Source organism: Nocardiopsis baichengensis YIM 90130 (assembly GCF_000341205.1).
Taxonomy (GTDB): Bacteria; Actinomycetota; Actinomycetes; order Streptosporangiales; family Streptosporangiaceae; genus Nocardiopsis_A; species Nocardiopsis_A halophila.
Genome location: NZ_ANAS01000018.1, coordinates 1 through 26,562, shown reverse-complemented (window position 1 = coordinate 26,562; position 26,562 = coordinate 1). Strand labels below are relative to the sequence as shown.

The 26,562-nt window shown below is 74.3% G+C and carries 17 protein-coding genes; 10 read left to right on the top strand and 7 right to left on the bottom strand.

Going from position 1 to position 26,562, the window contains the following annotated elements; all coding sequences use genetic code 11:
* Nucleotides 1-116: 116 nt before the first annotated feature.
* On the top strand, nucleotides 117-1,232 hold the full coding sequence (locus tag C892_RS0114930) for a TIGR04222 domain-containing membrane protein (RefSeq protein ID WP_017557871.1): 1,116 nt from the start codon (nucleotides 117-119) through the stop codon (nucleotides 1,230-1,232).
* A gap of 138 nt (nucleotides 1,233-1,370) precedes the next feature.
* Here C892_RS0114930 and C892_RS28975 read toward each other — a convergent pair whose 3' ends face one another.
* The gene (locus C892_RS28975; protein WP_017557870.1) at nucleotides 1,371-2,024 is read right to left on the bottom strand and encodes a hypothetical protein; all 654 of its coding nucleotides are present in this window, start codon (nucleotides 2,022-2,024) and stop codon (nucleotides 1,371-1,373) included.
* 189 nt (nucleotides 2,025-2,213) lie between these two features.
* On the opposite strand from C892_RS28975, the gene C892_RS0114920 reads away from it, so the two are divergent.
* Nucleotides 2,214-2,669, top strand: a complete 456-nt coding sequence (locus tag C892_RS0114920; RefSeq protein ID WP_017557869.1) for a mycothiol transferase — start codon at nucleotides 2,214-2,216, stop codon at nucleotides 2,667-2,669.
* Nucleotides 2,670-2,770: 101 nt separating this feature from the next.
* Here the strand turns inward: C892_RS0114920 and C892_RS0114915 are convergent, their stop codons facing one another.
* The 3 genes from C892_RS0114915 to dnaE all read right to left on the bottom strand — a co-directional run bounded on the left by C892_RS0114915 (nucleotide 2,771) and on the right by dnaE (nucleotide 8,402).
* Complete coding sequence (locus C892_RS0114915) at nucleotides 2,771-3,676, bottom strand: PadR family transcriptional regulator (protein ID WP_017557868.1); 906 nt, start codon at nucleotides 3,674-3,676, stop codon at nucleotides 2,771-2,773.
* Nucleotides 3,677-4,085: 409 nt separating this feature from the next.
* Nucleotides 4,086-4,604, bottom strand: coding sequence for a DUF6879 family protein (locus tag C892_RS0114910; RefSeq protein ID WP_239647403.1), 519 nt, complete (start codon nucleotides 4,602-4,604; stop codon nucleotides 4,086-4,088).
* Nucleotides 4,605-4,877: 273 nt separating this feature from the next.
* Nucleotides 4,878-8,402 (bottom strand): DNA polymerase III subunit alpha, encoded by a 3,525-nt coding sequence (gene dnaE / locus C892_RS0114905; RefSeq protein ID WP_017557866.1) that lies wholly within the window; start codon nucleotides 8,400-8,402, stop codon nucleotides 4,878-4,880.
* A gap of 317 nt (nucleotides 8,403-8,719) precedes the next feature.
* Here dnaE and C892_RS0114900 point away from each other — a divergent pair, with 317 nt between their 5' ends.
* The 6 genes from C892_RS0114900 to fxsT all read left to right on the top strand — a co-directional run bounded on the left by C892_RS0114900 (nucleotide 8,720) and on the right by fxsT (nucleotide 21,302).
* Nucleotides 8,720-9,925 carry a M14 family zinc carboxypeptidase gene (locus tag C892_RS0114900; RefSeq protein WP_017557865.1) on the top strand — a complete coding sequence of 402 codons (1,206 nt, stop codon included), beginning with the start codon at nucleotides 8,720-8,722 and terminating at the stop codon, nucleotides 9,923-9,925.
* 556 nt (nucleotides 9,926-10,481) lie between these two features.
* Entirely contained in the window at nucleotides 10,482-11,501 is a 1,020-nt protein-coding gene (locus C892_RS0114895; RefSeq protein WP_017557864.1) for an AraC family transcriptional regulator, read from the top strand.
* A 92-nt stretch (nucleotides 11,502-11,593) separates the two neighbouring features.
* Nucleotides 11,594-13,051: an aldehyde dehydrogenase gene (locus tag C892_RS0114890; RefSeq protein ID WP_017557863.1), complete on the top strand. Its 1,458-nt coding sequence runs from the start codon at nucleotides 11,594-11,596 to the stop codon at nucleotides 13,049-13,051.
* 724 nt (nucleotides 13,052-13,775) lie between these two features.
* Nucleotides 13,776-15,653: a VMAP-C domain-containing protein gene (locus C892_RS0114885; RefSeq protein WP_026124371.1), complete on the top strand. Its 1,878-nt coding sequence runs from the start codon at nucleotides 13,776-13,778 to the stop codon at nucleotides 15,651-15,653.
* Nucleotides 15,654-15,666: 13 nt separating this feature from the next.
* Nucleotides 15,667-16,791 (top strand): AAA family ATPase, encoded by a 1,125-nt coding sequence (locus C892_RS0114880; protein WP_017557862.1) that lies wholly within the window; start codon nucleotides 15,667-15,669, stop codon nucleotides 16,789-16,791.
* Nucleotides 16,788-21,302, top strand: a complete 4,515-nt coding sequence (gene fxsT / locus C892_RS0114875; RefSeq protein ID WP_026124370.1) for an FxSxx-COOH system tetratricopeptide repeat protein — start codon at nucleotides 16,788-16,790, stop codon at nucleotides 21,300-21,302. The genes C892_RS0114880 and fxsT overlap by 4 nt, the downstream gene beginning before the upstream one ends.
* Here the strand turns inward: fxsT and C892_RS30630 are convergent.
* A complete protein-coding gene (locus C892_RS30630; protein WP_083934383.1) occupies nucleotides 21,289-21,588 on the bottom strand; it encodes a DUF397 domain-containing protein in 300 nt (99 codons plus the stop codon). The genes fxsT and C892_RS30630 overlap by 14 nt on opposite strands.
* Before the next feature lie 232 nt (nucleotides 21,589-21,820).
* Here C892_RS30630 and C892_RS0114870 point away from each other — a divergent pair, with 232 nt between their 5' ends.
* On the top strand, nucleotides 21,821-22,156 hold the full coding sequence (locus tag C892_RS0114870; protein ID WP_239647402.1) for a CU044_2847 family protein: 336 nt from the start codon (nucleotides 21,821-21,823) through the stop codon (nucleotides 22,154-22,156).
* A gap of 71 nt (nucleotides 22,157-22,227) precedes the next feature.
* On the opposite strand, the gene C892_RS0114865 is transcribed toward C892_RS0114870, so the two are convergent.
* Nucleotides 22,228-24,060 (bottom strand): AMP-dependent synthetase/ligase, encoded by a 1,833-nt coding sequence (locus C892_RS0114865; protein WP_017557859.1) that lies wholly within the window; start codon nucleotides 24,058-24,060, stop codon nucleotides 22,228-22,230.
* An 883-nt stretch (nucleotides 24,061-24,943) separates the two neighbouring features.
* Nucleotides 24,944-25,603 (bottom strand): PaaI family thioesterase, encoded by a 660-nt coding sequence (locus tag C892_RS0114860; protein WP_017557858.1) that lies wholly within the window; start codon nucleotides 25,601-25,603, stop codon nucleotides 24,944-24,946.
* Between the two features lie 215 nt (nucleotides 25,604-25,818).
* On the opposite strand from C892_RS0114860, the gene C892_RS0114855 reads away from it, so the two are divergent.
* The coding region (locus tag C892_RS0114855) for an AraC family transcriptional regulator (RefSeq protein WP_026124369.1) at nucleotides 25,819-26,562 on the top strand (744 nt) is incomplete at its 3' end.

Here is a 26,562-nt window from a genome sequence, read left to right as displayed (position 1 = left end):
ACGCCCTTGCCCTGCCCCGACGCGTGTTACCTAGTGCTAGGTACTTTTCACCGGACCGCCTCCGACTTACCGTGGTCTGCATCACATCTGAAGGTGGGACGCGTCAGGGAGGCACGATGGTCCCGGCGGTCGTGCTCGGCACGGTCATCACCCACGTGCTGATCGCGCTCTGCCTGCTGCTCTCCCGCTGGGGCTACGCCCGCGCCCGCACCTCGGGCCCCCGGTTCCCCGCCGTCGGCGCCGACGACCTCGACCCCGCGGACCTCGGCATGCTCGCCGGAGGCCGGACGCGCATGGGCGAGGTCGCCCTTGCCGGGCTGTACCTGTCGGGCCGGGTGATCGCGCGCGGGAACGGCGCGGTCTCGGCCCCGGAGCAGCCCCCTTGCGGCGCCCCGCCGCTCCCCCGCCCCCCGTCGCCGTTCGGACGGCTCATGGAGGCCTCCCTGGAGCCCGGCCGGTGCCTGCCGGCCGAGCGCCTCATCGAGTCGGTCACCCTCGGGGACGCGGCCACCGCGGTGCTGTGGCGGCTCCGCCGCCTCGGCCTGTTCTTCGACCCGGCCCGCCTGCGCCGGGTCCGGCGCCTGCGCCGCGCGGCATGGGCCGCGCACGCCGCCGCCGGCACGGGCGCGGCGGTCCTGGGCGCGGTGCTGCTGCTGGCGGGCATGCGGCCGGGAGACTCCCCCGTGCACCCCGCGGCCCCGGCGGTCTTCGCCCTGCTGCTGATGGCCTACCCCTTCCTGCTGCACGTGGCGCGGCGGCTGCTGGGCGGGCTGCCCGGGGCCGTGGCGTGCGGGGCGGCGGCCGCCGCCGTCGCGCTGGTCGCGGCCCCTCTGCCGCAGGCGGCCTTCGCCGCCCCGCTGCTCTACGCGTGCTGGTTCGGGGTGCACTGGGTGTACCGGGCCACCGGTGGGCGGCTGGGGCCGCGCACGCTCGCGGGGGACGCGCTGTTGGCCGAGGCCCGAGCGGCGGGGCCGGGCCCCGGTGCCGTCGGGGCGCTGCGCACGACGGCGCTGGTCGGCTTCCCCGAGCTGCGGCGTCGGGAGGGCGAACGGGGAGCGGCGCCGGGCGGCGCCCGCGAGGAGGCCCTGGTCCGCTCCTTCGCGGCGGCCTGCGGGCGCGGACTCGGGCGCGCGGACACCGGGCTGGGCGGCGACTTCGCGGGCGACGGCGGCAGCGGGACCTGGCGCGGCGACGGCGACGCACCGCAGGTGGAGCGCCACCGCCGCTGGTGATGGCGCCACAGGGGACGGCCGGACGACGGGGCACGCTCCGGCCGCGGGACCGCGCCGATCCTGACGGTTGCACCGGCGTCCACGCCTTCGCCGCCGCAGACCGCCGGCGTTCCCCGGCGGTCCGAGAGACGCAGGAGACTAGGACGCGGCCGTCTCGGTCGCAGAAGCGGGCTTTTCCCCGGAATCGCTGCCGGACTCGGTACCGGGCCCGCTGTCGGGGTCGGTGTCAGCGTCGGATTCGGCTGCGGCGGCGGACACGGCCGGGACATCGCCCCGCCAGGTGCTCACCGCGTCGAACAGGCCGTACTGCAGCACCGCGACGAACGGCCAGACGACCAGCGCCGCCGTGGCGTCCAGGCGGAGCCGGTCGGTGATGACGTCTCCGGGGGCGGCGGCGGCCAGCGCCTCCGCGAAGGCATCGCCTTCCAGCAGGACGCCGGTGCGCCACACCAGCACGGCACCGAGCACCGCCCCGGCGGCCAGGCCCAGCAGGCACGCCATGCGCATGTCGAGCGGGGGTCTCCCCTGTTCCGCGCGTCGGCGGGCCAGGCGGTACTGGACGAGGTAGGCGCAGTACCCGGTGGCGATCCCGGCCCCGGCGGCGATGACCGCGTAGTGGCCCTGAACCGAGAACGCGGCCTCGCCCAGGGGGTAGGGCAGAGGTCGGCCGTCGGCGCCGACGGTGACCTCCGGCCGCGGGGCCAGCCACCACCACAGCAGGCCCAGCGGGACCCCGAGCGCCGCGACCGCCCCGAGGACCGCGCCGCCCGCGGCCCATCGCCCACGAACCATCGGGGCGCCCCCTTCCGTTTTCCGCTCACACGAATCTATCCCGCCCGGGGGCCCGGAAAACCAGTGGTCGGCCCCGAGGGCGGCGGTGACAATGAGCGCATGGACACGCCATGCGACCGTGGACCCGCACTCCCCGGCCAATGGGGGTGCCGACCGGCGCCTCCCCCGGTGTGGGCGGACGAGACCACGATGCTCAGTGCCTTCCTCGACCGCCGGCGCGCATCGGTGCGCCGCTCCTGCTCCGGACTGTCCCCCACCGGCTCCGCCGCCGCCCCGGTCCCCGGCGCTCCGCTGCTCTCGCCGCACGGGGTGGTGGCGCACCTGACCTGGGCGGAGCACCACTGGTTCGAGGCGGTGCTCCTCGGTCGGCCCGAGCGCGAGCCCGACCCGCTCCAGGGCACCGCCGCAGGCTCCGATCCGCACCACGGCCCGGAGCAGGACCTCGCCGACCTCTTGGCCGCCTACGACCTGCAATGCGAACGCTCACGAACGATCACCGCACGCTTGGAACCGCGATCGGGCGCCCGCCGGTCCCGTGTGGGCGAACCCCCGGTGACGCTGCGGTGGGTGCTGATCCACATGCTCGAAGAGACCGCCGCCCACTCCGGACGGTTGGACCTGCTCCATCGAATGGCCGCCGCCTGAACCGTAGAGCGCCCCCTTCCGCCCCCTCACCCCCTCTCAGGCGGCACGGCACCGCCCCCGCCCGGTGCACCGGGCGGGGGCGGAAAGGGCGTCGGTCCCGGCTACTCCTCGGCGTCGCCGTCGTCCGAGCCGGCCGCCTCGTCCTCGGCCAGGAGGCGGTAGAGCTCCCTGCGGGTCTCCGTGAGCATGCGCTTGGCCCGCTCCTGCTGACCGGGGGTGCCGACCTGCGCCACCTGGGCGGCGGCGGCCGCCAGCTGGTAGGCCAGAGCCTGTACCTCCATCTGGCCCGAGTGCGCGTCCTCGAACTCCTCCGCCGCCGCCTGCCACGGCGGGGTCAGCCCGTCCGCGCGCTCGTCGACGTAGGCGCGCCCGTCCTCGGTGAGCTCGTAGGGGCGCCGGCGGCCGCCCCCCTCGGACGCGGCCGGGCGGACCAGGCCCTCGTCCTCCAGCTGCTGGAGCATCGGGTACACCGACCCGGGACTGGGCCGCCAGACGCCGGAGCTGCGCTCCTTGCCCTCGCGGATGATCTCGTACCCGCTGAGCGGGCCCTCGGCCAGCAGCAGCAGGATGCCGGTGCGCACGTCGCCCCGGCGCGCCCGCTGGCCGCGCCGTCCGCCGCGGCCGCCGAACGGCCCGCCGGGACCGCCCGGTCCGCCGGGGCCCCCGAACCCGAAGGGCGGCGGCCCCCACGGGCCGGCGGGGGGCATCGGCGGGACCTGTCCGCCGGGGGGCACCGGCGGAACCTGCCCGCCGGGGCCCGCCGCGAACGGCCCCTCGGGTGGACGCCATCCGTGCCACTCGCGGCCGTGGCCATGGGGCCCGCCGCGGTGGTGGCCGTGCGGCCCGCCGCGCCCTCCCCCCTGCATCCAGTGCTTGAGCACCGCGGGGCCGGAGCCCCGCGCCGCGGCCTCCTTGAAACGCCGCAGGCGCTCGCGCCCGGAACCGGCGCCGGGCCGGTCCTCTTCTCCGCCGCCGCCCCAGGGCCACGGCATCGCCATCGCGGTCATGGTGTCCTCCTCGCTCCGGGACCGCCTCCGCGACTCCGGCGATCGGTCCCGATAGGTGATCTTCTATCTTGATCGTTAACGATATATCGGTATCGATCGCCAAGCAAGTACATGTGATGCACGTCACGACACAGACGGCGCCGAAGGCCGGTTCCTGGTGAGGGCGCTGCGGGCGAAGCCCGAGAGGGCGGCGGGGGCCGGAAGGCTGTGCCCCGAGGCCGCGGTGCCCGCAGACGGGGTCGCGGTACCGAGGCCGCCGAGAGCCGGCCTCGGGCGACGCAGACGACGCCGAACCTCCGGACGCCGCCCACCGTGATCGCTCCGCTCCTCGGGGGCACCTGGTGCACGGAGCCCCTGGCAGCGGCGCAGGCCCCGCCCCTCCCCTCGCGCTACGCGCCGCGCGTCCGTGTCACCAGGCCCCGGGGCGGTACTCCTGGTGCGGGACGGCGCGGTCCCAGGCCGCCGCGAAGAGCAGCCGGTAGTAGTCGATCGGCCCGGGGACGAACGTGACCTCCGCGCGCTCGATCTCCCCGAAGGCGTCGAAGTGGTACAGGAGCGCGGCCCGGCCGTCGAAGATCCAGCAGTCCAGGCGCGGGAACGCGAGCCCGGCGGTCCGGGGGCGGGGCAGCCACCGCACCTCCAGCCCGGCCGCGGCGTTGAGCTGCTCGGTCACGGCGTAGGCGTAGACGATGGAGGGCACCAGCGGCTCGGACACCACGCGGACGCGCCGGAAGCTGACGCCGCGGGCGGTGCTGCTCCGCACCAGGCGGCGCCAGCCGTGGCCGTCCTCCGCCAGGGGAAGCCGGGTCTTCCAGGAGGAGAAGGCCAGGTCGCCGGGGAGATGGGCGCCGTGCTGGTCCAGGTGGAAGGCCGACCCCCTCGTCATGGAGATGAGCCTGCGGAACGTCGACGCCGCTTCTACAGGCATGCAGGTCCTCTCGGGGCGTTCCCGACGAGACCGCCCCTTCACGCTCGGATTGCCCTGATCCTGAGCGCTCGCGTCTGGCCGGTCAAGGGCGGCGCCGGCGCGAGGGGGCCGGTGCCCGCCGCCGTCCGGCCGTTCGGTGAGGCCTTCCGGTGCTCCGAGGCGGGCGAGCACGAAGAGGCCGCCGGGCCCGCACCGCCGTCCGTGGACGTGTGGGTGCGGGCCCGGCGGCACGGGGCCGCCTGCAGGGGCCCGGGACGCGGGTCGGCCCCTTCCTCAGACCCCGCCGAGGCAGTTGGAGCCCAGCAGCGCCTTCAGCTCGCCCATCAGCTCGGGCGACGGGCTCACCCGCAGCGCCTCGTCGAGGGCGAAGACCGTGGTGCGGGGCCCGTTGTGCACCTGCAGGTGCACCTGGGTCTGGCCCTTGTTGCGGGACAGGATGTCGCGGAACTCGGTGATCGTGCCCTTCTCCACCCGGGAGATCGGCATCGACACCACCACCGGCTGCTCCTTGCCCACCTGCGACAGGTCCGGCTGGATGACCTCCATCGCGATCAGCTTGGGCACGTCCTCGCGCCGGTCGAGCCGCCCCTTGATGAACAGCACCGCGTCCTCGGCCAGCACGTGCGAGCACAGTTGGTAGGTGTTCGGGAAGATCATGCAGTCGACGGCGCCGCCCAGGTCCTCCAGCTGCGCCATGGCCCAGCTGTTGCCCTGCTTGGTGATCTTGCGGGTGAGCCCGGACAGCAGCCCGCCCACGGTCACCGTGCTCCCGTCGGGCCGGTCGGCCAGGTCCGCCACCGAGCAGTCGGCGTTGGAGGCCAGCAGGTGCTCCAGCCCCAGCAGCGGGTGGTCGGAGACGTACAGGCCCAGCATCTCCCGCTCGAACGCCAGCAGCGTGGTCTTGTCCCACTCCCCCTCGGGGATGTCCGGCACCACCTGGATGCCCGACTCCGGCTCGGCGATTCCGCCGAACAGCGAGTCCTGGCCGGCGGCCTCGGCACGCTTGTGCCCGATGATGGCGTCGATGGCCTGCTCGTGCACCAGCACCAGGCCCTTGCGCGGCTCCCTGAACTCGTCGAACCCGCCGGCCTTGATCAGCGACTCGACCACGCGCTTGTTGCAGACCTGCTGGGGCACCTTGTCCAGGAAGTCGGCGAAGGAGGTGAAGCGCCCCTTCTCCCGGCGCGCCTTGACGATGCCCTCGACGACGTTGGCGCCCACGTTGCGCACGGCCGACAGGCCGAAGCGGATCTCCTCCTTGCCGCGCGGGGTGAACGTGGCGTCGGACTCGTTGACGTCCGGCGGCAGCACGTTGATGCCCATGCGGCGGCACTCGTTCAGGTAGAGCGCGCTCTTGTCCTTGTCGTCGCCCACGGAGGTGAGCACGGCCGCCATGTACTCGGCCGGGTAGTTCGCCTTGAGGTAGGCGGTCCAGTAGGAGACCAGGCCGTAGGCGGCCGAGTGCGCCTTGTTGAAGGCGTAGTCGGAGAACGGGACGAGGATGTCCCACAGGGTCTTGATCGCCTCGTCGGAGTAGCCGTTCTTCTTCATGCCCTCGCTGAACGGCTTGAACTCCCGGTCGAGGACCTCCTTCTTCTTCTTGCCCATGGCGCGTCGGAGCAGGTCCGCTTCGCCCAGCGTGTACCCGGCGAGCTTCTGCGCGATCTGCATGACCTGCTCCTGATACACGATCAGGCCGTAGGTCGTGCCCAGGATCTCCTCCAGGGCGTCGGCGAGCTCGGGGTGGATCGGGGTGATCTCCTGCTGGCCGTTCTTGCGCAGGGCGTAGTTGATGTGGGAGTTGGCGCCCATGGGGCCGGGACGGTACAGGGCGCCGACGGCGGAGATGTCCTCGAAGTGGTCGGGCTTCATCTGCCGCAGCAGCGCCCGCATCGGGCCGCCGTCGAACTGGAAGACCGCCAGGGTGTCGCCGCGCTGCAGCAGTTCGAAGGTGGCCGGGTCGTCCAGGGTCAGGTCGAGCAGCTCGACCCTCTCCCCCCGGTTGGCCTCGATGTTCTTGATGCAGTCGTCCATGATGGTCAGGTTGCGCAGCCCGAGGAAGTCCATCTTCATCAGGCCGAGCGTCTCGCAGGTCGGGTAGTCGAACTGCGTGATGATGACCCCGTCGGAGTCGCGCATCATGACCGGGATGTGGTCGGTGATGGTCTCCGAGCTCATGATGACGCCCGCGGCGTGCACGCCGGTCTGGCGGATCAGCCCCTCCAGGCCCTGCGCCAGGTCCATGACCTGCTTGACCTCGACGTCCTCCTCGTAGAGCTTGCGCAGCTCGCCGGCCTCGTTGTAGCGGCCGTGGCTCTCGTCGAAGATCCCGGTCAGCGGGATGTCCTTGCCCATGACGGCCGGCGGGAACGCCTTGGAGACCCGGTCGCCCAGGGCGTAGGGGAAGCCCAGGACGCGCGAGGCGTCCTTGATGGCGGCCTTGGCCTTAATCGTGCCGAAGGTCGCGATCATGGCGACCTTGTCCTCGCCGTACTTCTCGGTGACGTACCGGATGACATCGCCGCGCCGGCGCTCGTCGAAGTCGATGTCGATGTCGGGCGGGGACTCGCGCTCGGGGTTGAGGAACCGCTCGAAGATCAGGCTGTGCGGGATCGGGTCGAGGTCGGTGATGCCCAGTGCGTAGGCGAGCAGCGACCCCGCGGCCGAGCCCCGGCCCGGGCCCACGGCGATGCCGTTCTCCTTGGCCCAGTTGATGAAGTCGGCGACCACCAGGAAGTAGGAGGGGTAGCGCTTCTGGATGATGACGTCGATCTCGTACTCGGCCTGCTCGACGTAGCCGTCGGGGATGCCCTGGGGGAAGCGCCGCTCCAGGCCCTGCATGACCTCCTTGCGGAAGAAGCTCTCCTCGGTCTCGCCCTCGGGCCAGGGGAGCTTGGGCATGAGGTCGTAGTAGTCGAACATCCCCGTGGTGTCGACCATCTCGGCGATGGCCAGGGTATTGCGGCACCCCTCCAGCCAGGCGTCGGAGGTGTCGATCGCACGCATCTGCTCGGCGGTCTTCAGGTAGTAGCCGGACCCGCCGAACCGGAACCGGTTCTCGTCGGAGAGCTTGGAGCCGGTCTGGATGCACAGCAGCGCGTCGTGGGCGTCGCGCTCGCTCTCGTAGGTGTAGTGCGAGTCGTTGGTGACCACGAACCGCAGGTCCAACTGCTTGGCGATGGTCAGCAGGCCCTCGCGGACCCGGCGCTCGATGTCGAGGCCGTGGTCCATGAGCTCGACGAAGAAGTTCTCCTTGCCGAAGATGTCCCGGTAGTCCGAGGCGACCTGGAGGGCCTCGTCGAACTGGCCCAGCCGCAGGCGGGTCTGCACCGCGCCGGAGGGGCAGCCGGTGGTCGCGATGATCCCGGAGGCGTGCTCGGAGATGAGCTCCTTGTCCATGCGGGGCTTGCGGAAGAAGCCCTCGGTGGAGGCCCGGGAGTTGAGCTTGAAGAGGTTGTGCAGCCCCTCCTTGTTCTGCGCCCACATGGTCATGTGGTTGAAGGCGCCGCCACCGGAGACGTCGTCGCTCTTCTGGCTGGGGTCGCCCCAGCGGACCGGCTTCTTGTGGTACCGCGACTCCGGAGCGACGTAGGCCTCCACGCCGATCACCGGGGTGATCCCCGCCGCCCGCGCCTGGGTGTAGAAGTCGTAGGCGCCGTGCATGTTCCCGTGGTCGGTCATGGCGACCGCGGGCATCTTCTCCTGCCGGGCGACCTCGAAGAGGTTCTTCAGCTTCGCCGCACCGTCCAGCATCGAGTACTCGGTGTGGACGTGCAGGTGGACGAAGGGATCGGCCATCGCGCGGGGTTCCCCTCATGCGAGTCGGTGGGACGGCGGACGCCTCCTGAGCCTACGACCATCACGCGGGTGCCGGGGCGCCTCCCGCGCCGCCCGGGGATGTCCGGACGGCCACACCGGCCGGGCCGGCGGCGCGCCGGCGCGCCGTGGGCCCCGCCCACCTGGTCGGGCGGGGCCGGAGACGGGTGCGCGGGCGCCCGGGGAGCCCCCGCGGAGCGGTCGGCCCGGTTCGGCGGTTCCGGTCCCCTTGACCCTGTGCACCCCCGACGGTTAAGAAACATGGGACGACTGGACATCCCCCAGCGAACGGAGACCCCATGGCGTCCGCGCGCCTCGCGTTCCCCGCCGTCCTCGCCGCCGCCGCTCTGGCCGGCGGCGCCCTCACCGCCCTGTCCGCACCGGCCGCCGCCGAGCCGGCCGCCGCCCCCTGCAGCCCGCACAAGGACACCGGAACCGCCTCCTGGACCGACCACGCCGAGCTCGGGGACGAGCTGCAGCGCCTGGAGCGGCGCTCCAAGGGCGCGCTGGAGGTGGAGGTCGCCGGCCGCTCCGGCCAGGGCCGGGAGATCTGGACGGCCCGCGTCGGCGAGGGGCCGCGGACCGTCATGGTCGCCAGCGAGATCCACGGCAACGAGAAGACCGGCACCGAGGCGGTCCTGCGCCTGCTCCGGTCGCTCTCGGGCCCGTCGAAGCAGGCGCGCGAGCTGCGCGAGCAGGTGACCGTGGTGGCGGTGCCGAAGATGAACCCGGACGGCTCGGAGCTGGACCGGCGGGGCAACGACCGCTCCTGGTCCGACGTGGTGGACGACTTTCCGCAGCTGGAGGGCGCCCCGCCCTCGTGGAACCACTACACCGGCGAGCTGCAGGGCGACGACTACGCGCAGCGGCCGGGGTTCGACGTCAACCGCGATTTCAACCCCGACCTGGACTACGTCCCCGACCCGGCCGACCTGCCCGGCGACTCGGCCTCCCCCGGCTGGTTCGTCCAGCCCGAGTCGCAGGCGGTGCGCGACGCCTATGTCGCCCTGGCCGAGGAGAAGGGCGGGGTGGACGCCTACATCGACCTGCACCACCAGGGCCCCTGCTACCAGGATGAGAACGGGGAGTTCTGGGTCGACCTGTCCCTGTCGGGCAACTTCCTGCCCGAGCAGGGCAGCCCGGAATGGGAGCGCAAGTACTCCGAGTACGACGACGTCTACGACAACGAGTTCTCGCGCCAGCTGAACCTGGCCGCCTATGACGAGCTGCAGTCCTACGGCGAATCGAACTTCGGCGACGTCACGCTGTACCCGCAGGAGCAGGACCTGCCGGGAACGGCTCTGGCGTCGTTCGCACTGAACGGCAGCGGGACGGTGCTGTTCGAGGTCCGCGGGCAGACGCAGAGCTGGGGCTCCAAGCAGCGCGGCCGCCTGGTCACGACGGTGGAGCGCGGCCTGACCGCGGTCGTCGAGGGCGTCGCCGACGGGTCGGCCCGGAACCTGGACCCCGAGCGCTACGACGACATCCCCGCGACCGCGCGCTGATCCGCCGCCGCGCATGCGCCGGGCGCCTCGGGGGCGCCTGAGACGGCCTGCCGTCGCCCCTGAGCCGCGGGCCCACAGGGCCGCACTCCGCACCGGCGGGGTGCGGCCCTTCCCGTGCGCCGGGGCCCGGCGCGGTTCCTCCTCCGCCCTCCTCCCTCTCCTCCATAAAGGCGCGGGAACGAGGCCGTTCAGCGCTCGCCGCGGCGTTCCTACGCAATTCGGCCGCACGGCCGTTCATAAATGGCGATGATTTTCCGCTCCATCGCCGAAACGGCATGGGAGGGCACGGGAAACCCGCGGGTTCGAAAGCCCCGGCGGAACATCCTCCGGCACACTGCGGCCCCTTCCCCGCACCGCGCCATGTTCCCCACTTCGCCGACGTTTCTGTATTAAAGTGACCGCGCGGCCGGCCGCCGTCCGCGCACCGCTTCAACGGCCGCCCCCGCGCCGGACGGGAACGCCCTGTATCCGAGCGGCGGATTCCGCTTCCCTCTCCATGGCCCGCAGGACCGGCTCGCCTGCGGACCTGACGGTCATGCCCGAAGAAAGGTGCCGAATGAACGCTCCCTCCTCGCTCGGAATCGACAGGGCGCTCGTCCTCATCGAGTTCGCGCAGGAATACGGGCTGGCGGCGGAGGACTGCCTCGACGGGACCGGGCTCGCCCACGACGCCCTCGGCGCCCCGGATGCACAGACCACCGCGGCCCAGGAGGCGGCGATCGCGGCGAACCTGGTGCGCCTGCTGCCGCACCGGCCCGACCTGGGACTGCTGGTGGGAGAGCGCCTCCACGCGGCCGGGCACGGGTCCCGGGGGCCGGCCCCGGGCGCCTGCGCCACCCTCGGCGAGGCGGTGGAGCGCGCCGAGCGCGCCGAGTGCACCTCCGCGTCGGCATGGGGCCTGTGCGCCTGGTCCGTGGAGCGCGCGGGCGCGACGGTGGCCCTGCGCGCCCGGTCCCGGCACCTGCCGCGGCCGGTCCGGCGGTTCGCGCTCGACCGCGACCTGGCCCGGCTCGCCCTGCTCGCCCGCCGGATCACCGGGGAGGCACCGCCTCCGGCCGTGGTCCGGACCCGCCACAGCGACCCCGACCGCGCCGAGGCCTACCTGCGGGTGCTGGGGGTGGTCCCGGAGTTCGGCGCGGACCGGGACGAGGTCGTCGTGGACGCCCGCGCCCTGGAGCACCCGCCGGCCCGGTCCGGCCCGCGTCCCCGGGTGCACCGCGACGGGCTCCGCGCCGAGCCGGCCCGCCGCCTGTCCGAGCCCGACCTGGTCGCCCGGGTCCGTGAGCACATCGAGGCCGATCTGGCCGCCGCCGACCTGGAGTCGGCGGCGCGGGCGTTGGCGGTCAGCCCGCGCACGCTCCGGCGCCACCTGTCGGGGCACGGGTACTCCTTCCGGCGGATGCTGGACGCGGCGCGGCAGGACCGCGCACTGCTGCTGCTCCGCCAGGGCCTGGCGACGCGGGAGATCGCGGGACGGCTGGGCTACACCGAGCCGTCGGCCTTCCTGAACGCCTTCCGGCGCTGGACCGGGACCACGCCGGGGCGGTTGGAGCGGCCACCGCACGCGGCGCGGTAACCGGTTCCACTCATCGATCCCCCGAACCCGTCTGGCCTTACCCCGCCGGGAGATGCAAACTGAAACCCGTTCTGCATTCTCAGGGAGGCGTGATGGCGACGCACGACCGGCTCTACATCGGGGGAGAGTGGGCCGCACCCGCGGGCACGGGGGTGCTGGAGGTGGTCGGCCCGCACGACGGCAGGACCGTCGGGTGGGCCCCGGACGGGACGCCCGCCGACATCGACCGCGCCGTCGGCGCCGCCCGCCGGGCGTTCGACACCGGCCCCTGGCCGCGGACCTCCCCCGCCGAGCGGGCCGCGGCGCTCGGGCGGCTGGCCGGGGCCTACGGGCGGCGCACCGAGGAGGCGGCCGCGCTCATCACCGCCGAGATGGGCAGCCCCCTGGCGTTCTCACGCCTGGCCCAGGCGCCGCTGGCCCACGCCGTCCTCGACTACTACGCGGGCCTGGCCGGGCAGGTGGAGTGGAGCGCGGTGCGCCCCGGCATGCTCGGACCGGTCCACGTCGAGCGCGAGCCGGCCGGGGTGGCGGCCGCGATCGTGCCGTGGAACGTGCCGCACTTCCTGATCGCCGCCAAGGTCGCGCCGGCGCTGCTGGCCGGGTGCACGGTGGTGGTCAAACCGGCCCCGGAGACGGCGCTGGACCCCTACCTGCTCGCCGAGGCGGCCGAGGAGGCGGACCTGCCGCCCGGGGTGCTCAACATCGTGGCGGGCGGCCGCGGGGCCGGCGAGCACCTGGTGGCCCACCCCGACGTGGACCACGTGGCCTTCACCGGCTCGACGGCCGCGGGGCGGCGCATCGGCGCCCTGTGCGGCGAGCACCTCAAGGGGTGCAGCCTGGAGCTGGGCGGCAAGTCGGCGGCGGTGCTGCTGGACGACGTCGACCTGGACGCCTACCTGGGGATGCTGCCGCTGACGGCGGTGCTCAACAACGGCGAGGCGTGCATCGCCCAGGCCCGCGTCCTGGCCCCCCGCTCGCGCTACGACGAGGTGGTGGAGGCGGTCACCGAGCGCATGGCGGCCCTGCGCGTGGGCGACCCGGCCGACCCGGAGACCGAGGTCGGGCCCCTGGTGTCGCAGCGCCAGCGCGAGCGGGTCGAGGGCTACATCGCCCTGGGCGCCGAGGAGGGGGCGCGCATCACCACCGGCGGCGGGCGCCCGGCGGGCCAGGGCCGGGACCAGGGCTTCTACGTGGAGCCGACGGTCTTCGCCGACGCCGCGAACGGCATGCGCATCGCGCGCGAGGAGATCTTCGGCCCGGTCGTGGTGGTGGTCCCCTACGACGGGGAGGGGCCGCACGGCGACGACGAGGCGGTGCGGCTGGCCGACGACAGCGAGTACGGGCTGGCCGGGTCGGTGTGGACGGCCGACCCCGAGCGCGGCATGGCGGTGGCCCGCAGGGTCCGCGCCGGCACGTACGGCGTCAACGCCTACAACATCGACGTCAACACCCCGTTCGGCGGCCGCAAGGCCAGCGGTGTCGGCAGCGAGTTCGGCCCGGAGGGCCTGGAGGAGTACCTGCGCTGGAAGTCGATCGTGACGCTCGGCTGAGATCGGGGCCGGGGCCGGTCCGCCGCGGGAGCGGCTTCCCTGCGGCGGACCGGCGTGCGGCCGAGGAGCGGGAGCCGCCCGGTGCTCCCCGCCGGGCCCGGGCCCGGCGGCCGGGGTCCCCCTCCCCCACGCGACTTCCGAATGGTCGAGGAGCGCGCGGCCGAGCGCGGGGCCTTCCCGGCCCCCCTTCGGCCGCCCGGCGAACGGCGGTCGCGGGCACGAGGGGCCCCACGCTCTCCGGCGAACGCGGTCTGAGCGGACCGCGGCACCCCCTTGCCCCTGGGACGGTTCACCCGGGTTTCACGAGGGGTTCACGCCGAGGACATGCTCGACGCCCAGACGGACCGCGTGCGCATTCCCTCACCCTTCGAGGACATTCCCCCAGATCAATGCGGTGTTCCGGGGCGGTGCGCCCGCCGCTCGGCCCGGTTCGTCCTGATATGCCGTTCCGGTTGCGAATCGATGAATGGGTCCCCCCTCCCTCAGAACCCTCCTGTATAACCGCTCTGTAACGGCAGGGAGGCCGCCTCTGACCGCCCTCACTGCACCGACCTGCGATTTTTCGGTAGCCGAATCCCTACATAGCGTATTCACGACCACGGCGGGAACAATAAGGAGCCAACCGAATCGCACACCTCGGACAACCGCAGAAAGTGACCGCGCCACGGTGGCTTCTCCTTCTCACCCCCTTGCCCCCGCCCCGCTCTCCCTCCCCACGTGGCAGGTGCGGATCCCCACCCTCGGCGGTGCGGTCGCCGGCGGCGGCGTCGTCGTGCCCGGCGGCCGGATCCTCACCTGCGCCCACGTCGTCGACGCCGCGCTGGAGCGCCGCCCCGGGCGGACTCCCTCGCCGCCGCCGGACGCCGCCGTGCCCGTGGAGGTGCCCGGGGCGGGCGGGTTCGTGCCCCGCACGGCCCGGGTCGACCCGCGGGCCTGGAACCCGGCCGGGGACACCGCGGTGCTGCTGCTCGACCCCGCGCCCGGCGCCCCCGCGCCCGAGCCGGCGGTGCTGCGCGGCTTCATGGAGCGGATCCGGCGCACCCGCCGCCCCCGCGCGGTGCAGGTGCGCGGGCACCCGGCGCTGTACGCCGCCCAGGCCCCCCTCGGGCTGAGCGCCTTCGGCCGGGTGGTGGGCCCGGGGGTGCGGTTCGGCACCGCCCAGCTCGACCTGGACCCCGACGCCCCGATGGGCATCATGCCCGGCTTCAGCGGCTGCGGCGTGCTGGACGTGGAGGAGGGCGCGGTCATGGGCATCGTCGGCCAGGCGCTGCTGGGCCCTGGCGGCGAGGGCGCGCGGCTGGCGGCCGTCGTCCCGGTCGAGGCCGTCTCCGCACTGGCCCCGCTGGTGGCCGACAGCCCGCGCGAGCGGCTGGAGCGCGCACTGGCCTCCCTGCCGTTCGCCGAGGTCACCGCCGCCTATGCCACGGCGACCGCCGCGCGCCCGCTGGAGCACGTGCGCTTCGGCACCGCGCTGGAGGCCTTCGACCGGCTGGCCGAGCTGGCGCCGGGCGGCGACGGGCTGCCGCGCGAGGTGGTGTTCACCGAGGAGGCGGCCAAGCTGGGCGCGGCGGACGCCGCGGTCCTGCGGGCCTATGCCGACTCCCGCCCCGAGTCCGAGGTGCCGCGCGCGGCGCTGGCGCGGCTCCGGGCGCGCACGGCGGCCCCGGATCCGCCCTCCGGCGCCCGGCTGGAGCTGACCGCCGAACCGGTCCCCGGGCCGGGCGGCGGCGCCCCCTGCCGCTACGAGCTGCGCGCCCGGCTGCGGGCCGCGGGAACGGTGACCGCGCGCCCGGCGCGCCGGGTGGGGGCCGACCGGCTGCGCCCGGCGGCCCTGGAGGCGATCTCCGAGGCCGAGCGCCTGCTGGAGCAGCACAGCCGCCCCCAGGCCCCGGCGCTGTCGCTGCATTTCACCCTCCCTTTCGACCTGCTCATTTCCGGAGCGATCCCGCATTGGCGGACGCGCACCCCGCTCAGCCCTTATGGGGAGCGTCTGGGCACGGCCCACGAAATCGTCCTGCACAGCTTCGAACGGCTGCAGGCGCGCCAGTGGAGCGGGGCCCGGCTGCGGATGGAGCGGCGCGCGGCGCTGCTGTCCGGGAGCGGCCACGGCCGGGTGCGGCGCATCGACGCGCGGCACGGCGGGACGGCCCCGGCCCACGACCGCCTGGCCGATCCGGCGATCGCCGTGTGCGTGCTGGTGGGCGGCGACGCGCGGGAGCTGCGCGGCGCGCTGGCGGCGGCCCTGGAGTCGGGGGTTCCGGCGGTGCTGTGGCAGGCGCCCGGGCGGCGCCCCCGGGCGGCGGCCGATCCCGCCGCAGATCGGGAAAGCCCTTCCGCCGTTCCTCCGTTGGCGGAACACGCGGCATTCGATACCTTGATTTCCCGAGAGTTCGATTGGCTCACGCGAGAGGAGATCTCCGGACTCTCGCGCCGCCTGCGCGAATGGCGCATCGATTCCACCGATACCGACATTTCCGACGAGACGCACACCAGAACCGGTGACCCCTTCGACATCGCCCTTCTCAGCGACCTCACCGGCCCCGCAGCCGAGGAGCGGCCCGGAGTCATCGCCGCCCCCGAGGAGATCCCGGACAGCGAATAGGGAGGTCCCGTCGATGACGTCCGCTCCGGGCCCCGGCACACCAGGGCCGGGCAGCGGCCCCGCGCTCCCCTCCTGGTGGATCTACCGGGGCGTCGGCACCCCCGGCCCGTACGCGGCGCCGCTGCGCGAGCGCCTGCCCCCGCCGCCGCCGTGGCGCCGGTTCCCCGGGGTTCCGGACGGGTCGGCCCCGCCGGAGGACGAGGCCGAAATGGAGCGGGTGCTGGGGCCGCGGCGCACGTCCTCCGCGCCGCGCCGCCTGACCGACGGCGAGACCACCGTGATCAACGCGGTCAACGCCGCGCTGCTGCTGCGCCGCCCGCTGCTGGTCACCGGGCGCCCCGGGGTGGGCAAGTCCAGCCTGGCCTACAGCGTCGCCCGGGAGCTGGGGCTGGGCCGGGTGCTGCGCTGGTCGGTCACCAGCCGCACCACCCTGGCCCAGGGGCTGTACGAGTACGACCCGCTGGCCCGCATCCACGACATCAGCGCCGACGCCGCCGCCCTGGGCCCCGCCGCCGACCAGGGCCGGGAGGCGCACCGCCCCATCGGCGACTACCTGCGCCTGGGCCCGCTGGGCACCGCCCTGCTCCCCTCGGCGCTGCCGCGGGTGCTGGTCATCGACGAGTTCGACAAGGGCGACGCCGACCTGGCCAACGACCTGCTGGACGTGCTGGAGAACGGCGCCTTCCGGATCCCCGAGCTGGCCCGGCTGCGCTCCTCCCAGCCGGAGATCACCGTGCCCGTCGACGACCCGGGCCGCACCGCCACCGTGCGCGGCGGCGAGGTGGTCTGCCACGAGTTCCCCTTCATCGCCATCACCAGCAACTCCGAGCGCCCCTTCCCCGCCGCCTTCCGCCGCCGCTGCCTGCCGGTGGAGATCCCCCCGCCCACCCGCGAGCAGCTCGCCGAGATCGTGGCCGCGCACTTCACCGGGCGCGACGCCGAGGAGGACCGCGACCTGATCCGGGCCTTCCTGGAGCGCTCGGCCGGCAAGGGGGGACTGTCCATCGACCAGCTACTGAACTCGGTCCATCTCGTCAGTTCCGAAGTCCGGGCGCGTGCCACATCCTGGGACCCCAATGCCTGGCAGCATGTACTCGACGTCATCTGGCAGCGACTGACCGAAACGGACCGCGAGTGACCGCGCGAGGCGAGAGGCCCGATCCGCGGACCGAGGGGGCGGCACAGGGGCCGTCCCCCGGTGAGCCGTTCCCGCAGGAGCACGGGGACGGCCCTTTGTGGTGGGAGGTGGCCGACGCGGTGTGGCTCGCCGCCCGCACCGGTTCGGCCCCGGACGCCGCCGGCGGGCCGCCGCCGGACCGCCCCGAGGAGCCGTGGCGCGGGGCGCGCCCGGCCGCCGCGGCCGACGGCCCCGGCGGCGGGGGCGCCCCGCCCGCCGAGCGCCCCTGGCCCCAGGAGCCGCCGCCCCCGGACGCCCCCGCGTCCGCGTTCGCCCCCGACCCGCCCGACCGCTTCGGGCAGGCCGAGTTCCCCGCCCCCGGACCGGCCCCCGCCCCCACCGCCGACCTGCCCGACCCGCAGGGGCTGGTGCGCGCCCTGCGGCGGCTGCACCGGACGCGCGTCGAGCCCGGCCGGGGCCCCGTCGACGAGCGCGCCACCGCCGAGGGGTACGCCGAGCGGCTGCTGGCCAGGCCGCCGCGGGCCGGTGCCCGCGGGGTGCCGCTGCTGCCCCGCTTCGCCGGGGCGCCGGCCCCGCCGGACACCCTGACGGTGCTGGTCGACGCGGGGCTGTCCATGCTGGTGCACGAACCGCGGATCAAGCGCTTCCTGGAGCTGCTGGCGCCGCTGCGCCCCCACGGCGCCACCCGGGTGCTGCGCCTGGACTCCGACAAGGCCTGGCACGACGACCTGGTGCTGCGCTCCGACCACGGCCCCGCCCCCTCCCCCCGCCGGCTGGTCGCCCCGGGCGGGGGCCAGGTGGTGCTGGTGCTCACCGACGGGGTCGGCGAGGGCTGGCACCAGGGCGCGGTGCAGTCGTGGCTGGCCCGCTGGGGGCGGGGCGCGGCCGTGGGCGTGCTGCACCTGCTCGACCGCGCCCAGTGGCCGCGCACCGGGACCCGGCCCCGGCTGGGGGTGCTGCGCCCTCCCGAGGACTCCGTGCAGGCGCCGGCCCCCAACGCCCGGTACCGCTTCGGACCGGCCGGCGGGCTCGCCGGCCCCGAGCCGCCCCGCGGCGGCGCCGTTCCGGTCCCGGTCTTCCCGCTCGACCCCGAGGAACTGGGCTCCTGGGCCTCCTTCGTCTCCCAGGACCCGGCGGTGCCCGACTACACCGCCTCGGTGCTGTTCGCCGAGCCCGCCCCCGGCCCGGTCCCCTCCGAGACCCCGCTTCCGACGGTCCGCCAGGGCGCCGTCCGCTCCCCCGCCGACGCCGAGGCCCTGGTGGCGGCGTTCCGCGAGACCGCCTCCCCCGCCGCGCTGGAGCTGGCCGTGTGCCTGGCCGCCGTCCCGCTGAACCTGCCCATGGCGCACGCGGTGCGGGCGCGGTTCGTCCCCGAGGCCGGCCCGGGGGACCTGGCCGACGCCCTGTGGTCGGGGCTGGTGGTGCGGCGCCCCGGCGGCATCCCCCTGACCCGCGCCGACCAGGTGTCCCTGGGGTTCCACCCCGGGGTGCGCGCCGCCCTGCTGGCCTCGGGCGGGACCCGGTCCCGGATCCGCGCGCTGCTGGACCTGGCCGCCGAGCGCTTCTCCGGGGCGGTGCCCTGGATGCCCGCGTTCCAGGCGCTCTTGCGCGGGCGGACCTTCGATCCCGCGCTGCCGCCGGTCCACGACGACACGGCGCCGGTCGCCCGGGCGCTCCGTCCGGCCATGCGGGCCCTGCCCGGGGTGCTGCGCACCGCCGCCGACCTCTGGGACGTGGCGCCGGTCGGCGGCGGTGCGGACCCGGCGGTGCAGCGGCACGGCCGGCCGGGGGCGGACGAGCCGGTGGGGGCGGACGAGCGGGCGCGCCCGGCGCCTGCGGAACCAGAGCCGAAAGACGAGCAGAGGAACGACGACGTGGCTGCTGCAGATCCCGATTTCCCCGGCACCGGCGGCGCGGGCGCCCCGACGGCGCACCGCTCGGAGGTCCCCGCGCAACCGGGGCGGACGAGCGAGGGCAGGGCCGCCCCGGGGCCCAAGCGGCCGCCGGCGGCGGCGCGGTCCCGGCCCTATGTGTGGGGCAGGATCCCGCAGCGCAACCCGTCGTTCGTGGGCCGCCGCGAACTGTTGGAGGAGCTGGGCCGGCGACTGGCCGCCGGCGACACCCACATCCTGCCCCAGGCGCTGCGCGGCATGGGCGGCGTGGGCAAGACCCAGTTGGCCGTGGAGTTCGCCTGGCGGAACCGGGCCTCCTATGAGCTGGTGTGGTGGATCCCGGCGGACACCCCCACCCAGATCCAGCAGTCGCTGATCGACCTGGCGCCGCGGCTGGGCGTGGACACCGACCGCGACCCGGCGAGCATCTCCCGCTCGGTGCTGGAGGCGCTCCGGTCGGGCCACCCCTTCCAGGAGTGGCTGCTGATCTACGACAACGCGGCCGACCCGGAGGACGTGCGCAACCTGCTTCCCAGCGGCGGGCCCGGGCAGGTGCTCATCTCCTCGCGCTCGCCGCAGTGGCGCAACGCCGGCGGCAGCCTGCTGGAGGTCGACGTCTTCCGGCGCGAGGAGAGCGTCGAGCTGCTGCGGCGGCGCGGCCCCGAGGCGCTGACCGAGGCCGACGCCGACCTGATCGCCGACAAGCTGGGCGACCTGCCGCTGGCGGTGGAGCAGACCGCGGTGTGGCTGTACGAGACCATGATGGACCCGCAGGACTGGCTGGAGGTGTTCGACGAGAAGCAGGAGGAGCTGCTGACCAGCGTGGCGCCCTCGCCGGACTACCCGTGGACGGTCGGGGCCACCATGAACATGGCGCTGGACCGCCTCTACCAGACGGACCCGGCCGCCTTGCGGCTTCTCCAGGTGTGCGCGTTCCTGGCGCCCCAGCCCATCCCGCGACGGCTGTTCAACGGAGCGCGCAACATCGAGGGACCCCAGGAGTTCCTGGAGATCCTGTCGGACCCGACGGTGCGGCTGGGCCGGGTGCTGCGCAGTATCGACCGCTACGCACTGGCCCGGATGGACCACCGCAACGGCACCTTCCAACTGCACAAGCTGGTGCAGGAGACGCTGAAGCTGCCGCTGACCGACGAGCAGCGCTCGGAGTACCGGCACTGCGCCCATCAGCTGCTGGCCAACTTCGAGCCGGACGCGCCTGAGTCGGTGATGGACTGGCCGCGCTACGCCGAGCTGCAACCGCACATCTGGGAGACCGAGCAGTGGGACTGCCAGAGCGGCTGGTGCCGCCACCTGGTCTGCAACCAGATCAGGTTCCTCCACCTGTGGGGCCGCCCCCGTGCGGCCAGGACGCTGGCCGAGACCACCATCCGGCACTGGACCCACCACCTGGGCCCTGAGCACCCCCAGACCCTGCGCGTCCAGGCCGCCTACGCACTGCTGCTCTCGACCTTCGGGCACTTCGAGGACTCCCACGAGCTGACCCTGCACGTGGTGGACACCCTCACCCGGCTGAACGGGCCCGACGACCCCGAGACGCTGGACGTCACCATCGACCTGCCCACGGACCTGCGCAAGCTCGGACGCTTCGATGAGGCGATCGAGGTCAGCGCCGACGTGCTGCAGCGCCAGGAGCGGCTGATGGGCCGCGACGACCCGGACACCATGTTCGCCGCCCACGTCCACGCGGTGGGGCTGCGCCTGCTGGGCCGGTTCGACGAGGCGATGGAGATCGACCGGTACAACCTGGAGCGGCGCACCGAGCTCCTCGGCCCGGAGAACCTGCGGACCCTGTCGAGCGAGTACACCCTGGCCCTGGGCCACATGGAGTCGGGCGACTACTGGCGCGCGCTGGACATCCTGGAGAACTCGCGCACGATCATCGAGCGCGTGTATCCGGCCGACAACCAGTTCCGCCTGGGCTCGCTCCTGGTGCTGTCGACGGTCCTGCGCAGGATCGGGCGCCTGGAGGAGGCCCTGGAGATCTCCGACGAGGTCTACCGGACCCATGTCGAGCGCGACGGCCCGGACTCGCTCTACAGCCTCCAGGCCGGCGGATGCCACTCGGTGGTCCTTCGCGCGGTCGGCGAGCACGACCAGGCCCTGGCCCTGTCCCAGCACACGCTGGACGGACTGCGCTCGGCCTACGGCCCCGGCCACCCGCTCTACGCCGACGCCGCGGTCAACCACGCGGTGGTGCTGCGCCTGATGGGGCGCCTCGACGAGGCACGGCGCCTCAACGAGGAGGCGCTGGAGGTGCACCGGGACCGGCTGGGACCCGAACACCCCAACACGGTGGCCAACGCGGTCAACCTCGCCAGCGACCTGTTCGCGCTGGGGGCTCCCCGGCGCGCGCTGGAGCTGGACGGGCGGACGCACGAGCTGATCAGCGGGCACATGGGAGCCGACCACCCGCTGACCCTGGTCGTCGAGCGGAACCTGCTGCTGGACCGGGTCGCGGTGGAGGGCTCGGTGCCCGAGGCCGAACGCGAGGAGATGCTGACCCGCTACCGGCAGGTCTTCGGCCCCGAGCACCCGGCGACGCGGTCGGCGGCGCGGGACGTGCGGGGCAACTGCGACCTGTTCCTCAACCTTTTGTGAAGGCTCCGGCGGCCGGGGCGGCGCGCCCCGGCCCGCCGCGGACCTCAGAGGCGACGAAGGCGGCCCACTCGCCGGGGCCGAACCGCAGGGCGGTGCCGGGGTGGTGCGAGTCCCGGACGCATGCCGCGCCTCCGCCCCCCGGCACCGCCTCGACGCAGTTGCCCGCCGGGTCGCTCCTCGTGGACGTGCGCCAGCCCCGGCCGTCGTACAGCCCGGTGCGGGCAGGGGGCCGGTGCGCGGTGCGCCCGCCTCTCCCGTCGGCCGACGGAGTCGGCTCAGCGCTCATGGACACCTCTCGACCGTGCGGTGGGGGCACGCCCCGATACGGGACGTAAGGAGGCACACGCGACTCTTTCCATGACGAAGTTCCCGACTCGGCGCCAGTCGGGCTGTATATCCCCGGCGCTTTTGTCTTCATGTCGGCCGATCCCGGACATTTCCCTTACGGCGCGGGGGTTTCCGCGCCCAGGATGGACCCCCGCCCGGGGCGGGCGGCAGGCGAGCGGGAGGCGGAGTCGATGGCCGAGATCGTACGGTTCCCCGATGAGCAGGGCGGCGAGGACGCCTACGTGCTCATCGAGGCGGCGGGCAGCTCGCCGCAGATGCGCGATGTCAGCGGGCGCGACATCCTGCGCAGTGCGGACGAGACGGCGCAGAAGGTGTTCGGCCGCATCCGCGACCTGTCGGCCCTGGTGGCGCGGGAGCTGCGCGACCTGCCGGGCGACCCGGACGAGGTGACGGTGGAGCTGGGGGTGAACGTCAGCGCCGAGGCGGACGTGTTCATCGCCAAGACCGCCTCCCAGGGCGGCATCAAGGTGACGCTCACCTGGAGGTCGGGCAGGGGGAGGGTCTGAGCGGCGCACACCCGCGCCGCTTCCCCGGGGGCGGCGAGCCCTGAAGGGCCCCGCCGCCCGCGGCCCCGGGGTCAGCGCTTGGCGTACATCCGCTCGATGACCGCCGCGTCGCGCTCCATGATGCGGGCGCGGCGCAGCTTGAGCGTGGGGGTCAGGGTGGAGTCCTCCACGCTGAACGGGCGGGGCAGGATCGTGAACGCCCGGACCGACTCGGCGCGGGACACGGCGGCGTTTCCGGCGTCGACCGCCTTCTGCACCTCGGCGCGCAGGTCGGGGTCGTCGGCCAGGTCGCCCGGCCCGGCGTCGGCGGGCTTGCCGGCCTCGCTCTTCCAGACCTCGAACTCCTCGGCGTCGAGGGTGATGAGCGCGGTGACGAAGGAGCGGCCGTCTCCGATGAGCATGCACTGGTCGACCAGCGGGGCCGCGCAGACGCGCTCCTCGATCGGGACCGGGGCGACGTTCTTGCCGCCGGCGGTCACCAGGATCTCCTTCTTGCGGCCGGTGACGCGCACGTACCCCTCGTCGTCGACGGCGCCCAGGTCGCCGGTGGCGAACCAGCCGTCGCGGAAGGCGGCCTCGGTGGCCTCGGGCCGGTTCCAGTAGCGCTCGAAGACCGGTCCGCCCTTGACGAGCAGTTCGCCGTCGTCGTCGATCCGCACCTCCACGCCGGGCAGCGGGCCGCCGATGGTGCCCGCGCGGGAGCGGCCGGGCAGGTTGGCCAGCACCGCGGCGGTGGTCTCGGTCAGGCCGTACCCCTCGATGACCTCCACGCCCACGCCCCGGTAGAAGTGGAAGAGCCGCACGTCCAGGGCGCCGCCGCCGGAGATGACGCGGGTGCAGCGGCCGCCGAGGGCGCCGGTGAGGGGGCGGTAGACGATCGGCTCGAAGAGGCGGCGGCGCAGCCGCAGCAGCGGGCCGGGGCCGCCGGGGGTGTCCAGGGCCTTGCTGTAGGCGACCGCGGTCTCGGTGGCGGCGTCGAAGATCCGGCGTTTGAGGCCGGTGGTGCGCTTGCGCGCGGTGGTGTGGATCTTCTCGAAGACGTAGGGCACGGCCAGCAGGAAGGTGGGCCGGAAGGTGCCCAGGTCGGCGATGAGCTCGCGGACGCCGGGGGCGTGGCCCAGGCGCGCGCCCGCGCTGACCGCGGCGACCTGCACCATGCGGCCGAACACGTGCGCCAGCGGGAGGAAGAGCAGCGTGGAGGGGGCGGCGTCGGGGTCGCCGCCGTCGTCGAAGAGCGCCGAGAGCGCCGTGGTGGCGGCCTCGACCTCGGCGAAGAAGTTGGCGTGGGTGAGCACGCACCCCTTGGGGGTGCCGGTGGTGCCGGAGGTGTAGACGATGGTGGCCGGGTCGGCGGGGCGCACGGCGGCGCGGCGCTCCTCGACCGCGGAGTCGGGCACCTCGGCCCCGGCCTCGGAGAGGGCAGGCAGCGCGCCGGGCTCGCCGCGCAGCGGGTCCATGGTCCACAGGTGGCGCAGGTCCGGTACGTCGGCGCGCACCCCCTCGACGGTGGCGGTGTTGTCGGCGTCGTCGGCGAAGCAGGCGACGGCCCCGGAGTCGGAGAGGACCATGGCGACCTGCTCGGGCGAGGAGGAGGGGTAGATCGGCACGGTCACCGCCCCGGCCGCCCAGATCGCGAAGTCGGCGACGGTCCACTCGTAGCGGTTGGCCGACAGCAGGCCGACCCGGTCCCCGGCGCCGATCCCGGCGGCGATGAGCCCCTTGGCCACGGCGGTGACCTGGTCGGCGACGTCGGCGCCGGCGACGTCGCGCCAGCCCGGGGAGCCGCCGTCCTTCATGCTGAGCATCGCGGCGCGGGGGTGCCCGGCGGCGCGTTCGTACAGGAGCTCGGCCAGGCCGCCGCTCTCACGGGGCCGACCGGTTGCGGGGGTCGAGATGTGGGTCACTCTTCCGTGTCTATCCGACATTCGTAACAAATCTGAACATCAGGGTTCATAGTCGGACATGAGAAACACCATACTGACGAGTAACCCCCATCACCTCTGCCCTCCTCTCCCCGCCGGTCCGCAGCCCCGGTGCCCGGCGCGTGCGTCTCCGCCTCACCCGGGACACGTCTCCGAACAGGGCGGACGCTATAGACGCGACTCTATGCCCAGCAACGCCGCACCCGGTCCGCGACACGGACGCCCCCGCCGACGCCGCCCCGGAGGCCCCTGACCCGGTCGCCTCCTCCAGCGGCCCACAGGCCACCGTCGTCAACCGAAGACCGGTTTCCCGTGTCGGCACTGCCGCCCTTCGCGAGCAGGTCACCTCGGCCGGGGAGAGGCCCTCACGCCCCCATGGCCGCCTGCGACCACTCGGCGACGCCCCACCGTCCCGTGCAGATGCTGCAGACGGAAGCCGCACCACACGCGGGTGATCCCGCCGACTCGTCGTCCCCCGACCATGCCGCCCCGAGGACCGTTCCCTCTTGCGGGACGACTTTGGAAAGCGATGGGCGCGCCATCCGCGAGCGCGGGGCACGCCCACTGAAGGGGTTCATCCGCAATCCGCTCAGGTCGGGACGGATACGGATGTCGCGCCACCAAACGGTCATCATCGCCGGACGAGGGCCCGGACCAGTGCGCACGTCCTCGCCGGGCGGCCGTCGGCCGCCCGGCGGAAGGCGGAGGCGTCCTCCGCCGGGTCGCGTCAATGCCATCGCGCTCCGGCCCCGAATCGGCGCCCCACGGCGAGCTCGGCCGACGGGGCCGGGGCCGCCTGCCGTCGTCGGAGCAGGGCGACCCCCGCCGGGCGGGACTCACTCCGCCGGAGGAACGGGCGGACCGCTCACTCCGGCAGGTCGAGGCGCACCATGATGGCCGTGCCCTCGGCGGTGACCTCGCCGCCGTGGCGGATCTCGCCGGAGACGAACACCTTGCGCCGCTCGGTGCCGGTCACCCGCGCCCGGACCTCCAGCGGCACGTTGAGCGGAGTGGGGTTGCGGTAGTTCACGTCCAGGTTGGCGGTCAGGCCCGGCATACCGGCCGCGCTGGCGGCGCCCCCCAGGGCCTGGTCCAGCACCGCGGCCAGCCAGCCGCCGTGCACCAGTCCGGGCGGGCCCTCGTACAGGCCGTTGAGAGTGAACTCCGCGCGCAGCCCCTCGCCGTCCTTGTCCAGGCCGATCGGCGGGGCCAGGGGGTTCACCGGCCCGGAGACGCCGTTGGCGACCGTGCCGTACTCGACGGCGCCGTCGGCGTAGGTGGAGCGCACCATGGCGCCGAGGGGGCGCCGCTCACCCTGGAGCAGCTCCTCGGCCTTGGCCACGGCGTCGGCCGCCGCGGACAGCGCCCCGGGCGCGGCCTCGGTGTGGGCGACGGTGTCCATCAGCGAGCGCACCCGGTCCACCAGCGCGGAGAGCTCCGCGGGGATCTGCTCCTCGGGGACCACGGTGAACCCGTAATCGGCGGGATCGGGCTTTTCCGCTACCGGCTGTGCGTCGACCGTCATGGCTTCCTTCGTCGGTTCGTCATCCCGCACCGGTGGGCGCGGGGGCGGTCGGGCGCCGCTCCGGCGCCGCAAACCGAATATTACTCGGTAGTAGTTTTCGGGGGCGGAACCCGGGGGCCGGGTCGTCACCACCAGCAAGGAACAACCCGGGCACATCGGGCGATATTTCGTGAATCGCGCCACCCGCCCCTTCCCCGCGCGTCTACGCTGGCGGCATGAGCACGCCTCCCCGCGACACCGTGCGCTACTGGCGCCACCCGGGCCTGCCGGGGGTCGAGCTGGTCAAGGCGCACTACGTCCGGCACGCCTTCACCCCGCACACCCACGAGGCCTACACCCTCGCGGTGATCGAGTCCGGGATCGAGGTCTACGACTGCCGGGGCACCACGCACCGGGTCGGAGCGGACGGCATCGCGCTGGTCGAGCCGGGAACCGTGCACACCGGCCACTCCGGAACGCCCGACGGATGGCGCTACCGGGTGCTGTACCCGGAGGAGGAGGTCGTCGCCGACGCGGCCCGGGACATCGGCATGGCGGGTCCTCCCCTGTTCACCGGCTCCTCGGCGCACGACCCGGCCACCGCCGCGGTGCTGCGCGCCGCCCACCGGGCGGCCGAACAGGGCGACCGGCTGAGCGCCTCGACCCTGACCCGCCAGGCCCTGCACCGCCTCCTGGCCGGGCACGCCACCTCCCCCGCCCACGGGGCGGGCACGCCGGCCCCGCGCCGCATGGTCGCCGAGGCACGGGAGGCCCTGCGCTCCCGGATGGCCGACCCGCCGACCCTGGAGGAGCTGGCGGCGGGGGTGGGCGTGTCGGCGTTCGCCCTGCTGCGCGCCTTCCGCCGCGACCTGGGGCTGCCCCCGCACGCCTACCTGAACGACGTGCGCGTGGAGCGGGCCCGGCGCCTGCTGGCCGAGGGCTCCCCGCCGGCCGAAGTGGCGGCGGCGGGGGGGTTCGCC

Coding starts and splice junctions, on each gene's coding strand:
- C892_RS0114930 (WP_017557871.1), top strand. CDS start 117: ATGGTCCCGGCGGTCGTGCTCGGCACGGTCATCACCCACGTGCTGATC.
- C892_RS0114910 (WP_239647403.1), bottom strand. CDS start 4,604: ATGCCTGTAGAAGCGGCGTCGACGTTCCGCAGGCTCATCTCCATGACG.
- C892_RS0114900 (WP_017557865.1), top strand. CDS start 8,720: ATGGCGTCCGCGCGCCTCGCGTTCCCCGCCGTCCTCGCCGCCGCCGCT.
- C892_RS0114895 (WP_017557864.1), top strand. CDS start 10,482: ATGAACGCTCCCTCCTCGCTCGGAATCGACAGGGCGCTCGTCCTCATC.
- C892_RS0114915 (WP_017557868.1), bottom strand. CDS start 3,676: ATGACCGCGATGGCGATGCCGTGGCCCTGGGGCGGCGGCGGAGAAGAG.
- C892_RS30630 (WP_083934383.1), bottom strand. CDS start 21,588: ATGAGCGCTGAGCCGACTCCGTCGGCCGACGGGAGAGGCGGGCGCACC.
- C892_RS28975 (WP_017557870.1), bottom strand. CDS start 2,024: ATGGTTCGTGGGCGATGGGCCGCGGGCGGCGCGGTCCTCGGGGCGGTC.
- C892_RS0114890 (WP_017557863.1), top strand. CDS start 11,594: ATGGCGACGCACGACCGGCTCTACATCGGGGGAGAGTGGGCCGCACCC.
- C892_RS0114870 (WP_239647402.1), top strand. CDS start 21,821: ATGGCCGAGATCGTACGGTTCCCCGATGAGCAGGGCGGCGAGGACGCC.
- C892_RS0114860 (WP_017557858.1), bottom strand. CDS start 25,603: ATGACGGTCGACGCACAGCCGGTAGCGGAAAAGCCCGATCCCGCCGAT.
- C892_RS0114880 (WP_017557862.1), top strand. CDS start 15,667: ATGACGTCCGCTCCGGGCCCCGGCACACCAGGGCCGGGCAGCGGCCCC.
- dnaE (WP_017557866.1), bottom strand. CDS start 8,402: ATGGCCGATCCCTTCGTCCACCTGCACGTCCACACCGAGTACTCGATG.
- C892_RS0114920 (WP_017557869.1), top strand. CDS start 2,214: ATGCTCAGTGCCTTCCTCGACCGCCGGCGCGCATCGGTGCGCCGCTCC.